This is a genomic window from Wylensekiella montiformis (assembly GCF_009697385.1).
GTDB classification, from domain to species: domain Bacteria; phylum Bacillota; class Negativicutes; order Selenomonadales; family Selenomonadaceae; genus Selenomonas_A; species Selenomonas_A montiformis.
This window is the reverse complement of record NZ_VUNL01000003.1, coordinates 106,088-119,972: the sequence shown is the minus strand read 5'-3', so window position 1 is coordinate 119,972 and position 13,885 is coordinate 106,088. Positions and strand designations below refer to the sequence as shown.

The 13,885-nt window shown below is 50.7% G+C and carries 12 protein-coding genes; all 12 read right to left on the bottom strand.

What is annotated here, in order from left to right; translation table 11 throughout:
* Position 1 precedes the first annotated feature (1 nt).
* Positions 2 to 292, bottom strand: coding sequence for an Asp-tRNA(Asn)/Glu-tRNA(Gln) amidotransferase subunit GatC (gene gatC / locus FYJ78_RS03565; RefSeq protein WP_149171356.1), 291 nt, complete (start codon positions 290 to 292; stop codon positions 2 to 4).
* A gap of 71 nt (positions 293 to 363) precedes the next feature.
* Positions 364 to 2,805 carry a primosomal protein N' gene (gene priA, locus FYJ78_RS03560; RefSeq protein ID WP_154620048.1) on the bottom strand — a complete coding sequence of 814 codons (2,442 nt, stop codon included), beginning with the start codon at positions 2,803 to 2,805 and terminating at the stop codon, positions 364 to 366.
* A 75-nt stretch (positions 2,806 to 2,880) separates the two neighbouring features.
* The gene (locus tag FYJ78_RS03555; RefSeq protein ID WP_154620047.1) at positions 2,881 to 4,410 is read right to left on the bottom strand and encodes a YifB family Mg chelatase-like AAA ATPase; all 1,530 of its coding nucleotides are present in this window, start codon (positions 4,408 to 4,410) and stop codon (positions 2,881 to 2,883) included.
* Between the two features lie 40 nt (positions 4,411 to 4,450).
* The gene (locus FYJ78_RS03550) at positions 4,451 to 4,813 is read right to left on the bottom strand and encodes a YraN family protein (protein WP_154620046.1); all 363 of its coding nucleotides are present in this window, start codon (positions 4,811 to 4,813) and stop codon (positions 4,451 to 4,453) included.
* Positions 4,803 to 5,168 (bottom strand): EscU/YscU/HrcU family type III secretion system export apparatus switch protein, encoded by a 366-nt coding sequence (locus FYJ78_RS03545; protein ID WP_154620045.1) that lies wholly within the window; start codon positions 5,166 to 5,168, stop codon positions 4,803 to 4,805. Before FYJ78_RS03545 ends, FYJ78_RS03550 begins: the two co-directional genes overlap by 11 nt.
* Before the next feature lie 78 nt (positions 5,169 to 5,246).
* Positions 5,247 to 7,352 (bottom strand): hypothetical protein, encoded by a 2,106-nt coding sequence (locus FYJ78_RS03540; protein ID WP_154620044.1) that lies wholly within the window; start codon positions 7,350 to 7,352, stop codon positions 5,247 to 5,249.
* A 59-nt stretch (positions 7,353 to 7,411) separates the two neighbouring features.
* Positions 7,412 to 8,194, bottom strand: coding sequence for a ribonuclease HII (gene rnhB, locus FYJ78_RS03535; RefSeq protein ID WP_154620043.1), 783 nt, complete (start codon positions 8,192 to 8,194; stop codon positions 7,412 to 7,414).
* Positions 8,181 to 9,113, bottom strand: coding sequence for a ribosome biogenesis GTPase YlqF (ylqF, locus tag FYJ78_RS03530; protein ID WP_154620042.1), 933 nt, complete (start codon positions 9,111 to 9,113; stop codon positions 8,181 to 8,183). The genes rnhB and ylqF overlap by 14 nt, the downstream gene beginning before the upstream one ends.
* A gap of 242 nt (positions 9,114 to 9,355) precedes the next feature.
* Positions 9,356 to 10,591: a phenylacetate--CoA ligase family protein gene (locus FYJ78_RS03525; protein WP_154620041.1), complete on the bottom strand. Its 1,236-nt coding sequence runs from the start codon at positions 10,589 to 10,591 to the stop codon at positions 9,356 to 9,358.
* Positions 10,592 to 10,638: 47 nt separating this feature from the next.
* Positions 10,639 to 11,217, bottom strand: coding sequence for an indolepyruvate oxidoreductase subunit beta (locus FYJ78_RS03520; protein WP_154620040.1), 579 nt, complete (start codon positions 11,215 to 11,217; stop codon positions 10,639 to 10,641).
* Positions 11,214 to 13,040, bottom strand: coding sequence for an indolepyruvate ferredoxin oxidoreductase subunit alpha (gene iorA / locus FYJ78_RS03515; RefSeq protein ID WP_154620039.1), 1,827 nt, complete (start codon positions 13,038 to 13,040; stop codon positions 11,214 to 11,216). The genes FYJ78_RS03520 and iorA overlap by 4 nt, the downstream gene beginning before the upstream one ends.
* A gap of 234 nt (positions 13,041 to 13,274) precedes the next feature.
* On the bottom strand, positions 13,275 to 13,859 hold the full coding sequence (locus tag FYJ78_RS12890; protein ID WP_235899811.1) for a LysM peptidoglycan-binding domain-containing protein: 585 nt from the start codon (positions 13,857 to 13,859) through the stop codon (positions 13,275 to 13,277).
* Positions 13,860 to 13,885 lie beyond the last annotated feature (26 nt).

Sequence of the window (13,885 nt, the reverse complement as noted above, 5' to 3'; positions counted from 1 at the left end):
CTTAGTCCTCGAGTACCTTCGGTACCTTGAAATAGCCGTCTTCTTTGAGCGGTGCATTGGCAAGAGCAGCCTCGCGGCCGAGGGACTCTTTGACTACGTCCTCACGGAATACGTTCTGCATCGGCAGGGCATAAGTGGTCGGCTTGACATCCGTCGTGTCGAGTGCCGACAAATTGTCCATATACGTCAGGATCTTATCGAGCTGGCCCAGATACTTTTCCTCCTGATCCTCGGCAATCGCGAGACGGGAAAGAACCGCTACATTCTGTAAATCCTCTTTGGTTACTTTCATTTTATCACCATCCATAGATGTACTCGTATCATAAAACATACCATTTTATTATAGCACAAAAGACCTATTGCTCAAAGCATGGTTATCGGATCAATGTCGATCGCCACATCTGCGCGCAAGTGCAGATTCTGCTCACGCAAAAATACCTGAACCGCCTGAAGATCCGCTGTTTTGATCAGCACGACATAGCGATAAGTTCCGCGTAGGCAGACAATGACGGCCGGCGAAGGTCCGATGATCTGCTGGTTTCGCTCCCCGAAAAAATGAGTTTGAAAGAGGCGGACAAAAGCAGCTGCCTGTCTGTTCGCCTCTGCCTCTGCTTCATTTTGAAAGAGCAGTTTTACCAAACGGCTGTATGGCGGGTAAAAAAGCTGACGGCGAAGAGCCAGTTCTTGTCGAAAAAAGCCTTCATAATCCTGTGCCATACCACAGGTCACAGCATAATGTTCAGGGTTATAGGTCTGTATGACAACGCGGCCCTGTTCCGTATGACGGCCAGCCCGCCCGGCTGTTTGTGTAATCAGCATGAAGCATCGCTCCGCAGCACGAAAATCCGGCATATTGAGACTGGAATCCGCACTAATCACACCTACTGCGGTAACGTTTGGAATATCGTGTCCTTTCGCCACCATTTGTGTGCCGAGCAGGATGTCATATTCGCCGCGACGAAAGCGCTCAAGAATATCCTGATGAGAAAATTTTGACGTGGTTGTATCCCGATCCATACGGATAACCCGGGCTGACGGAACCAGCTGATGAAGCTCCTGCTCCAGTTTCTCTGTACCGGAACCGAAATACTTAATGTATCGGCTGCCGCATTTCGGACATACCTGCGGTATCTCTTCCGTAACATCACAATGATGACAAGCCAGCCAACCTGACTTTCCCGCCCTTCCCTGATGGTAGACGAGCGGCAAGCCGCATAGTTTGCATTTGATGACAGCACCGCAGGAACGGCACAGAACAAACGTGGAAAATCCTCTCCGGTTCAGCATAATAATGGCCTGCTGTCCCTTTTCGATCGTCGTTTCAATCAAATGCTGCAGATCTGCCGATAAGATATGACGATTTCCACGGCGCAGTTCCTGACGCATATCTACACATTTTACTCGCGGCAGCGGCATATTGCCAATGCGATGCGACATTTCCAGCAGCGTAAATTCACCATGCACAGCCCGATAGTATGATTCCAGCGACGGCGTCGCACTGCCGAACAGCAGCACTGCCTGATGGATATGTGCAAGCGCCTCGGCCACCACACGTGCATGGTAGCGCGGAGACTCATCCTGCTTATACGACATATCCTGTTCCTCATCCATGATGATAAGGCCGATATCCTCCGCAGGCGTAAATAGTGCTGAGCGCGCTCCAATGATGATCCCTGCTTCGCTGCGCCGTATGCGGAGAATGGCATCATTGCGCTCCGAAAGCGAGAGTCTGCTGTGCATAACGACGATATCCTGAGAAAAATACGCCTTGAACGCCAGAACAACCTGCCCCGTCAGGGCAATCTCCGGCACCAGCACAATCACCTGACGCCCCAATGCGCGCACCTGCTTAGCCAGCTCGATATAGACCTGTGTTTTCCCGCTCCCCGTTACTCCTTTCAACAAAAATCCATGATATTGATGCAATGCAAAAAACGAGACAACCGCATCGACCGCTTTTTTTTGCTCCGCTGTAAGCGTCACATCCGGACGGGCTTTACGAACCTCGCGATAACTGTCTCTCAAGATTCGCCGCTGCTGAATCCGAACCAATCCCGCTTCTTCCAAATGATGAATCGTTGGCCGGGAAATTTTCTGTGCCTTCAGCTGATCCATCGTCATCGCTTTATCCGGCGCCGCGGATAACAGGCAGAGCAGATGCCTCTGTGCTTTGCGGCGTGCATAAGAGCTCAAAAGATCTTCTGTAACCTCAGTCTGAAGCTGCACCGACTTGACGTATTGGGCCCGATCCCGTTTTTCTGCCAGATACTCCTTGGTCAATATGTGATACTGAACCAGCTTCTCAAGAATATCCGTCAGCTGTTCTTTCCACTGCGGCAGATCCCGGCCGATTTCCCTCTTTTTTCGCGGCCCGCCCTTGAGCAGATAAAAGAATACGTCCCCGTACATCGCCATCTTCAGTAAAACATGGTGCTCTTCCTCCGGATTTGCCCGATAGAGCACTTCAATGTGTATCCCGCTTTTACCGGGCATAAAAAGGCGCATCATCTCCGCCAAGGAACAAAGATAGAACGAGGCCAGCCATTGCGCTGTCCGAATCATACGAGGAGAAAACCAGGCTTCGTCATCCACCGCAGACTGAATCTCTTTTAGCGAAATCTTTAATCTATCCCCGGCGTTCCGCTCCTCCACGCTCAGCACAAAGCCTTCCACTTTGCGTCCGCCAAATGGAACAAAAACGCGCCAGCCGGCCCGAATAAAAGACAAGCCGTCTGGCACAAGATAGGTATAAGACTTCGCAATACGCTTTACCGGAATATTTACGAAAATTTCTGCCGTCAACATTCTGCTGTATTCCCTCCGGTTTTTCTGTAATCTGCTTCTATTATACACGAAGGGATATGCGAAAAAAAGTCCGCATCAAAGGTCCGGATTTCTTCCTACATCGTTGCGCAGCTGCACAGCCTCGGCAATATGTCGGCCAGCAATCTGCTCCGCACCGTCCAGATCCGCAATAGTCTGCGCTACTTTAATAATGCGGTCATACGAACGCGCGGAAAGCATTAGGCGCTGAAATACCTGAGCCAGCAGGGATTTTGCTTCCTGATTCATCTGGCATTTCCAACAGATCATCGCGTGGCTCATCTGAGCATTGCAGAACAGTCCATATTCTTTCAGCCGATCCCGCTGAATCTCACGCGCCGCTTCCACACGACCGCGTATGACTGCAGAAGTTTCAGCCCGCTGCTCTGATGCCATCTCCTGATATTTTACCCGCTGCACGCGAATATGAATATCCATGCGATCAAGCAGCGGCCCGGAAATCCGACGGGTATACCGTTTGATCTCCCCCGGCGTACACTCACACGGATGATCCGGATCGCCAAAATATCCGCATGGACACGGATTCATCGATCCGATAAGCATAAAACTGGAAGGAAACGTCAATGTCGCATGAATGCGGGACACAGTGATCTTCCGATCTTCCAGCGGTTCTCTTAAAACCTCCAGCGTTTTTTTGCTAAATTCCGGCAATTCATCCAAGAACAATACGCCATGATGGGCCAGCGTGACCTCGCCGGGACGTGGAATCGTACCGCCTCCGATCATCGCCGTCATAGAACTCGTATGATGCGGACTCCGATAAGGCCGCTGGGTCACTAAACCGCCGTGGCGCGGAACCAGTCCTGCTATACTGTATATTTTCGTGACCTCCAACGCTTCTTCCTGAGATAATGCGGGAAGAATGGTGCTGACACGGCGGGCAAGCATGGTCTTTCCCGAACCAGGAACACCGACCATTAAGACGTTGTGACCGCCAGCCGCAGCAATTTCCAATGCCCGTTTTGCCTGAAACTGCCCCTGAACATCCGAAAAATCATCCGTCAGCATTTCGTTATAACCGGAACGCGGCGCCGGTACAGCGGGAGAAAGTTCCGTTTCACCACGCAAAAAACACACCAACTGATGAAGATCATCCAGCGCATAGATATGAAGCCCGTCCACCAGCAACGCTTCATCGGCATTGTCTTTGGCCACAAAAAAATCGGCAAAGCCCTCCTTTTTTGCCTGAATCGCCATGGGCAGAACGCCTCGGATCGGGCGGCATTCGCCCTCCAGAGAGAGTTCGGCCGCAAACAAACTTTTTCGGATTCGTTCCGCCGGAACTATACCATAAGAAGCCAGAAGACCAATGGCAATGGGAAGATCCAATCCGGAACTGTCTTTGCGTATATCAGCAGGTGCCAGATTGACTGTCACCTTTTCCTGACGCAGACGGAGACCGGTATTTCGAATTGCCGTGCGCACTCTTTCCTTGGATTCCCGGACTGCCGTATCGGGCAGTCCCACCAGATCAAAGGCCGGCAGTCCGGAAGATGCATCCACCTCCACATCAATAATCAAGCCATCTACACCCAAGGTCGCTGCTCCATACGTTCTTGCAAACATGACTCTGCTCCCATCTGTTTCACGATTTACGATTCAGACATTATACTTCAAAAGCACCCGGCAGATGATGAATACGCCATCTGCCATCCGAACACGCATAAACCTCTATGACGTCAAAACGACAGAGACACCGATCCTCAAGATGCCTCTGCCGTAAAAACCACCGTGCAGTCTGAATAATCTTTTGTTGTTTATAGAACGTGACCGATTGCGCAGGCGTACCGCACCGCATTCCTCTGCGCGTCTTGACTTCAACGAATACAAGCGTGTCTTGAAAGGATGCCACAATATCGATTTCACCGACAGCGGTTCGGAAGTTCCGTTCACAAATGCGGTATCCATGCCGCATCAGATACTCTGCCGCCGCCTGTTCTCCCTGATCGCCAAGAATTTTATGGTTCATAATCGACGCTTCCCGCTTTCCCGGACTTCATATGAAGCCCGCGCAAATGGTTTCCTTTTTTCTGATCCACCCGATAGACATAAGCCAGAACTTCTGCAACGGTTCGATAAAGTTCCGCTGGAATCTCCCGATCAATTTCCAATGCCATCAGCATGTTGACCAACGTCTTATTCTGGTAAACCGGTATGGTATTCTTTTGCGCTGCAGCCAGAATATTTTCCGCCACATGACCCTGCCCCTTAGCCACCACTTTCGGAGCGGAATCACGCTCGGTGTCATATCTCAGCGCCACAGCCTTCTGTGTAGCACGCGGATCCGTTTCCGGATCTTCCTGCCATCCATGATTCTTTGTCATATCCTTATCACCTGCCGCCCGGTCCCTCATTCTTTTATTCTAATCGGTAAGTGTCCGTCTGTCAAGGACACTCATTGTTTATTCGCTCATTGTATTCGTTGGCCCTGCCATACCGGATGAACCAATTTTAAAATCATGCAGCTTCAGTGCGGAGAACTTCAGGGTTTCGCGCAGAGAACCGACCTCTTTCTGAAATGCTTCTGCATGATCCGGACTGGAAAAAAATACCCGGAGATCCAACTGATTCTCATCGTATATCCGGCAGGTCAGTTCTACTGCACCAATATAATCGGTCAGGACACAGAGCCGCAGCCAGGTCTCTTTTTTACATATCCCTGTATCAGGATCCGGCTGTTTTTCATCGTAAACATGGATATATGCCGGATAACTACAATCCTCAGTCATATACAGAGGCATCATAAAGTTCAGGGAACGCTGCCCCGGCGCCACAGCGTTTTCTCCTTCCATAGAGCTGCGCATGGAAAAAATAAACGTCGCAACATCTTTCGCTGCTTTTTTCAACTGGCGGTCGCTCATCCGTCGAACCGAAGCCATATCGCAAAGCTGCATAAAAGCCCAAAGGCGCGATAAATCCGGGAGATCATGCTGACGAGCTGCCTGCTGTACAGCTGCCGGCGTATTTTGCTCACAAAGATGTATCATCCGCTGAAATGCCTTGGCTTCCTTGCCGTTCATCACGGCCTCCGGGCTGGCGGCAAAGCGTTGAAGTGCCGCCGCTTCCTGCGGCTCAAGTTCCGCATGACGAAGCAAATACCGGGCAAAATCCTTCATTGACTCCATTGACTGCGGTGTGTTTTCCCAAACCGGCCCTATTTGCTGCGCAGCCGGGCGGAGTCCATTCTGCTTGATCTCAGCGGCTTGCTGCCCTGCAACGTTTTTTTCTGCAGACAACGACGGGGAACCATCCCCGACACTTCGAAAGCCAGTCATCTGTTCTTCCTGACGGAGAGTAGCAGAAGAATCGCCGCCTATCCGCTGCATAGCAATATATTGCCCGGAACGTCCGATTTGACCCTGCTCTGTCCCCGAAGATACATTCATCATTTGACCAGAAAGGGCCGTCCCATTCCGCGCCAGCCGGCTGCCAGTTTTTTCCACTATGGACTGCTGAGTATCCCCCTCAACCGGCGCCCGCATATCCTTGGGAGCGGACTCCGATGCCGCGCTTCTGGACATCACACCAGCTTGATCCGGCAAAGCTGTTTTTTGCAGAGAATCTGCTGACTTTGCCATCTGCCCCTGCCGGTCTGCCATAGACGGAACATTCTCCTGTGCCAGCTGTCCGTAGCCTGATGCAGCAGACCGGTTGGTTCCCGCCGGAACCGCATTTCCCCCAGTCGTTTCCATCCCCTGCCGCGCGCCGGACGATAATAGCGTATCTGTAGCCATACTTCCTTTCTGCCGCTGTTGTACCGCTGCCGATAGGTCAGCAACGCCCCCTTCCTTTCCCGGATTGGGCAAAGAAAGAGATCCCCCTGTCCCATGGGGAAGATCGGCCGCGTTCCCGGATGAAACAGTTTTGGGGATAAACTCCTGAATCAACCGTGTGAATAATCTTGCAGCCTCCGATTGTTCTGTGCGGTCCGTCTGGTTCTGAAGAGCAGCCAGCATATTCTGAAGCCCCTGCGGGAGATCCTGTACGCTCTGACCATTCAAAAGGGCAAACGATGCTTTTAACAACAGCACTGGTTCAAGAACGGTACCATTCTCGTCGACAGCGATCTGCTTCAGGTTGGTCATCATCATCCGCAGAACATCACTGGCTCCTGCTTCCGTCCCCTGTTCTGCCAATATTCCCATTTGAGAAAGCATCCGGGAAAATGCCGTGAGCTGCTCCATGGAAAAACGCTGGCTTTCCATGCTACTGCCCAAGCCCTGTCCAATCGTTTCTTCCATGGAAAACGCCTGCTTCATAACATTCTGCACAAATTTCTGTATGTCCTGCGGCATCTGTTCCACCGCCTCAGCCTCATGGGAGGCAATGCCCGACAAAACCTCTGCCATATCGCGAATGGCATTCCGAATCGAGACCGCTGTTTTCGGACTAAATGACGATGCAGACTGTCCGTTATCTTCACGGCGGCTTACGCTCTCCGTACTTTCTGCAGACTGGGACCGGTCAACCGGACGAATTCCTATCTGCATAGACGTTTCCATTGGCATGTTACGCAACTCCTTTGCCTAATCCTGTTTGTGCAGTACAATCGAATCCCTTCTAATGCTCAGACATTTCCCCGCACCATGGAACGTATCGGTTCAAAAGAAACACGGTGTATCGGACACGGACCATATTTTTTGAGCGCCGCAATATGCTCCGCCGTACCATATCCTTTATGTCTGGCAAATCCATATTCAGGATATTCCTTATCGTATGCGTCCATCAGCCGGTCGCGTGTAACCTTCGCTAAAATCGATGCTGCAGCAATAGAAGCAGACCGGGCGTCTCCCTTGATGATCGATTGGGACGGCATCGGCAGATTGTCTAACGGAACGGCATCAATCAATACCTTGTCCGGTTCTGGCCGCAGAGAAAAAACAGCTTCATACATTCCATTGATCGTCGCTTGATAAATATTCACCCGGTCAATCGTCTGCGCATCAATGAGAGCAACGCCGACAGACAATGCCTTCTCCTGAATCCTGGCGTAAAGCTCCTCGCGTACCCCGGCAGATAATTTTTTCGAATCATTCAATTTCGGCAAATAAAGATCGTGTGGAAGGATTACCGCCGCCACGGCCACTGGTCCTGCCAAGGGTCCGCGGCCGGCTTCATCCACGCCAGCCACCGCATCGAATCCATCGGCCCACGCTCTGTGCTCCAACTCATACATTTTCGCCACACGGCTGCGATCCTGCTGCTCCCGTTCATAACGGCGCACCAGCCGGCCCGCAGCCTTGCGGGCATCCGACCGGCACGCCGCCAGAAAAGAGTCCTCCACTTTTCCCGATGCAAAAATCGCTTCTAATTCTTTTATCGTATATTTTGCAGAATCATTCACTGGCATGCTCTGATTCCCCCTTGCCTGTCGGAAAAGCCTCCCGATCCGAAGGGACTTCATCCAACGTGATCAATCCCAGTTTCCCCGCACGGAATTCATTGAGAACAATATTTTGCGCTTTATCCATATCAATCCGACCGCCCTTTACCAGACAGCCTCGTTTCCTGCCGATGCATTCCAAAAGCTCCAGCCCCCCCGCAGGAAGCTCCCCCTGCAAGCGGAACCGCTCACGAATGCGCTCCGGATAATCACGGCGCATGACATCCATCAGCAAAGCAGTAACCTGCTCACGATCGTAAATATCATCGTTAATCGCACCGGTAAAAGCCAGCTTCAGTCCTACGGCCGGATCCTCAAATTTCGGCCAGAGAATCCCCGGCGTATCCAGCAAATCCAAATTACTGCCGATCTTGATCCATTGCTTCGCCCGCGTAACGCCCGGTTTATCTGCAGTTTTCGCCCTTGCTGCACCTGCCAGACGATTAATCAATGACGATTTCCCCACATTTGGAATACCCAGTATCATACAGCGGGCTGCTCTTGCTCTCCCACCTTTGTTTACAAACTTCTCGGTCTGCGGCCTGGCCAGTTCTTCCGCTTCCCGAACCAGCTGTTTCATACCCCGTCCTTTGACCGAGTCCACAGAAACCGCACGAATTCCCCTATCCCGGAAATAAGCCAGCCATCGCTTTGTCGCGGCTGCGTCTGCTAAATCCGATTTATTCAATACAATCATGTGCGGTTTCTTCCCGATGATCTCTTTCAGCATAGGATTCGCACTGGAGGCCGGGATTCGTGCATCCAGCAGTTCAATGACTACATCGACCAGCTTCAGGTTTTCCTCAATCATGCGCTGTGCTTTTTTCATATGTCCCGGAAACCATTGTAATCTTGGCAGTTCCTTTATATTATCCTTTTCCGTCATTTATCCTCACTCCTGCAAAGCCTTGGCGTAACATGTTCGTCTTTCATTTTACCTTATTGTTCTGCGGCTGGCAATTACTGCCGTTTCTTTCCGGCAGTCTCTGTATGTTCTAAACCATTGCGCAGCCTTTTCAAAAAGAATGCATCGCCTGATAGTATTTCGGGTAACGGAAAAAGACGCCGCCCAAGGATACGGCGACGCCTTTTCTGTATTCATTGAAGAAAATCTGAATATCGAACTGGTCAGGAGAATCGTTCATCAATAACGCGCTTGGTTTTCTTTTCACTGCGCGGCAGCAGTCCCAGCTCCACCACTTTGACGATCGGAGTAAATCCGATACGGCTCTTGACACGGTGCGCCACTCGTCCCGCCATTTCCTGAAAGTCGACGGAACCGTTTGTCTCGACATAGATACGCATGGTATCTTTTCCGTCCAGATGCGAAATTCGGATCTGATACTCACTGGATAGCTCAGGAAAAGTCTGCAAAATCTCTTCGATCTGCTTAGGAAATACATTGACGCCCTTAATTTTCAGCATATCGTCACTTCGTCCTACCAAAGTATCTATACGCGGGAACCGGCTGCCGCATGGACAGGTTCCGGGAACAATGCGGGAAATATCATGCGTGCGGAAACGGATAAGCGGAGCGCCCTCCTTGACCAGCGTCGTGATAACAATCTCACCATATTCGCCGTCAGGAACAGATTTCCCCGTCTCCGGATCGATAATCTCCAAATAAATGTAATCGTCCCAATAATGCATCCCTGTATCATATTTGCAGCTGATGCCGATTCCCGGGCCATAAATCTCGGTCAAACCGTAAATATCATACAGCTCAATGCCCAGTTCTCTGGCAATACGCTCCCGCATCTTCTTTCCCCACCGTTCCGACCCGATGACGCCCTTTTTCAGGCAGATACGATCTTTGATGCCGCGTTTGCCGATCTCTTCCGCCAGCAGCAGCGCATAGGATGACGTTGCGGTCAATACCGTGGTCTTCATGTCCATCATGAACTGCAGCTGTTTATCCGTGTTTCCCGGCCCCATCGGCACGACCATTGCACCAAGTTTTTCAGCGCCGTTTTGAAAGCCGATTCCTGCTGTCCACAGTCCATAGCCGGGCGTAATCTGGATACGATCCCGATTGGTAATGCCGGCAAACTCATAACACCGCTTAAACATTTCTCCCCAATCGTCAACATCCTTCGCCGTATAGGGAATGATAACCGGCGTTCCCGTTGTTCCGGATGAGGAATGAATACGGACTATTTTTTCTTCCGGAACGGCCATAAGACCGAGCGGATAAGCATCCCGTAGATCCTGTTTCTCTGAAAACGGGAGCCGCAGAAAATCTTCCGTATTCTTTACTTCCGTAATTCCTGCTTCTTGCAATCTTTTTCCATAAAAGTTATGCGACGCAATCAGCCGCCTGACCTGTTGATTGACTTGTTCCAACTGCTCTTCGCGGATCTGCATGTCTATCTCTCCTTTTTTCGTCCATTCATAAACTGCGAACGAGTCCATTACCTATTATCGGCAAACGATAAAGCTTTTTCATTCATTTCCCAAAATTTCTCAGGCATCCGCTCATGGATAACCTCCAGCAAATCCTGACGGGAAAGTCCCAAATGACCGGTTTGCACCGCAGCCCCCAACAGAAGAACATTGAGTACCTTCGCCGACCCCAGTTCATTGGCTGCCCACGCACTGTCAACGACGGTCAGATGCTCCGTATGCTCCTTCAGGTAACTCATGACCGACGCAGTATCATATACAGAATCTCCGATCATCGCACTGACGGGGAAAATCGGATGGCTGCTGACGACAACCGTTCCTCCCTTTTTCAGAAAGGGAAGCTGACGAACCGCCTCGGCAGGCTCAAACCCTATAATGAGATCCGCCCTGCCTCGTCCGATCAGTGGTGAGAAACTTCCCGAACCCAGTTTCAGATGACTGAATACACTGCCGCCCCGCTGCGCCATACCAATCGTCTCTGCCGTCCGTACCATAATTCCCTTCTTCATAGCAGCCGCCGCAATCAGTTTCGAAGCAAGAATTGTCCCCTGGCCGCCTACACCGCACAGAATGATATTCGTACTCATAATTTCTGACCTCCCGAAATCGCATGAACCGGGCAAACGCTTTCGCAAAGTGTACAGCCGGTACAGAGCGACGACTCAATGAATGCTTTTTTGCCATGCAGGACCAACGCAGGGCATCCTAACTGACGAATGCACCTCTGACAGCCGATGCACTGATCCTCATCCACCCTTGACTTCGCAGCGGGTCGTGCCCGGACCACACAGGGCGATTGGAAGAGAATCGCCTTGACCCCCGGTTCCTCCGCCACCTCTCTGACGCGTTCTATCGCTTGCGGGAAATCAAACGGGTTCATGGTCACCACGGTCTGCAGTCCGATTGCCCGCAGAACTTTTCCTATGCTGACAGACTGCACCACTTCATCCCGTATCGTCCGTCCGGTTCCCGGATGCGGCTGGTGACCTGTCATTGCTGTCGTGGAATTATCCAGCACCACCAGCGTCATATCTGCCTGATTATAAAACGCATTGATGACCCCCGTTATGCCAGACGCGAAAAACGTAGAGTCTCCCACAAAAGCAAAGCACTTCACTTCCGGATCCATATGGAAAACACCCTGGGCAATGTTGATTCCCGCTCCCATGCAAAGACAAGTATCGCACATATCCAGCGGCGCTGCATTTCCCAATGTATAACAGCCGATATCTCCGCAATAAATGGTTTTCTTCCCCTTCATGGCTTCTTTTACAGCCAGGAAGGAGGCCCGATGCGGACAGCCGGCACAAAGTACCGGCGGCCGAACCGGAAGAGCCGGCATCTCCTCCTTTGGCTTCTCTTCCTCCGCAGCTCCTGTACGCTTCGCCAAAAAAGCACGCATCGCCTGTCCTACCGAATCCACCGTATTCTCTCCGGCAGATGGCATATCGCCGGTCAATTTTCCGCGAATTTTGACCGGTAAATGATATTTTCCGCATACAGCCAGCAAGGCGCGTTCAATGACAGGATCCAGTTCTTCCACGCACAGCACTTCATCCAATCCGTCAAGAAACGCCACGGCCATCTCCTCCGGAAACGGAAACGGTGTCGCTACGTGGAACAAACGAATCGGCTCATTCGCCGATAAATTCTCTTTCACATACATGCTGCTGATGCCGTTCGCGGCAATGCCGCGTTTGGTTCCTGCTCCGCCCGCAGCAGGAATCACCCGATTGCGCGAATAATGAGAAAGCACACCCGTCAATTTCTGATTGCGTTTTTCAATGGCAGCATGATTGCGCAGAGAAAGCTTCGGGAAAATCACCCAGCGGGAAGAATCCTTGACAAACCCCTCTCGTTCTGTACGGTCATATTCGTCCGGATCTTTGATCTGAAAGGAAGCATAAGCATGGTCGATACGCGTCGTCGGACGAAAAATGACCGGCGTTCCATAACGTTCGGAAAAATCAAACGCCTCCTGAATCATCTCATATGCTTCCTCTACCGAGGAAGGATCAAAGACCGGAATCTTGGCATACATTCCAAAGGTTCGCGTGTCCTGCTCTGTCTGGGAGGAAATCGGCCCGGGATCATCTGCCACAACGAGAACCATTCCGCCCTTTACCCCGATATAAGCGAGGCTCATCAATGGATCCGAAGCGACATTCAATCCTACCTGTTTCATCGTCACCAATGCTCTGGCACCGCTATAGGCTGCACCGGCTGCAACCTCCAAGCCTGCCTTTTCATTAACGGACCACTCCACATGGATATCCTCCGCGCCGCGTTTTGCCAAAGTCTCCAAAATCTCCGTTGACGGCGTACCCGGATAACCGGCAGCAAGGTTTACGCCAGCCGCCAGTGCTCCTAATGCAATCGCCTCATTGCCCATCAGGAATTCACTGTGCATTGTATGATTCCCCCTAAACTATACCAGAATATACCATCTTCTACGGACGCATGCATCCGTCATCGGACTTTACTGCATTAAATTGTAACATTGTAAAGGAATCCTGTCAAAAAGTCTGCCTTTGATCTTGTCGGAACACATCTCACCAGACCGTACCATCCAGATAATGTACAAAAAAGCTGCTGACCCGTTTTCTTTGACAGGTCAGCAGCTGAGAATCAACAGATCCCGACGCTATTTCTTTATCCAATAATTGATATGAAGAGTATCTCCCGGTCGAATGTCGCGTTGCAACAGCCAATCGTTAAGTTCTTTAATGCCCGACGTAAATTCGCGAATTTCGCGCGGGCCATAAGTGTTTCTGGCCATATACTCCCTTGCAACGCCATCCAGCGTATCTCCCTCTTTCACCTGATATACGGTTTCGATCAATTCATAATGTTTTTCGGCTGCTTCTCCCTGCAGACCAGCCAGTCCCACCAAGCATACAGCCATGAGAACGATACATGTCCTCTTCATTTTCTGTTCCTCCTGTACAGCCCGCCTATAATGGCAGACAACATGGAAATTCTTTGGAATTCCCCGGATTGTTTCTTGATTATAAAGCAAAATCCCCCCTATGACAATACTTTTTACAAAAAAATAATGCCAGATACAAAAGATTTTTCCACCCATGCCCCAAAACGCATTTTCTCCTGTTTTTACGCTGATCCAGGTATACTTCCCTCTGTTATTTTCTTCCGTCTTTTTCGATGTAATATATTTCTTACTAGAAAAATATGCTTTGTGATTGACAAGTTTACAAATTTCCTTTATCATAAAAAGCATCATACAAACGCATAGTT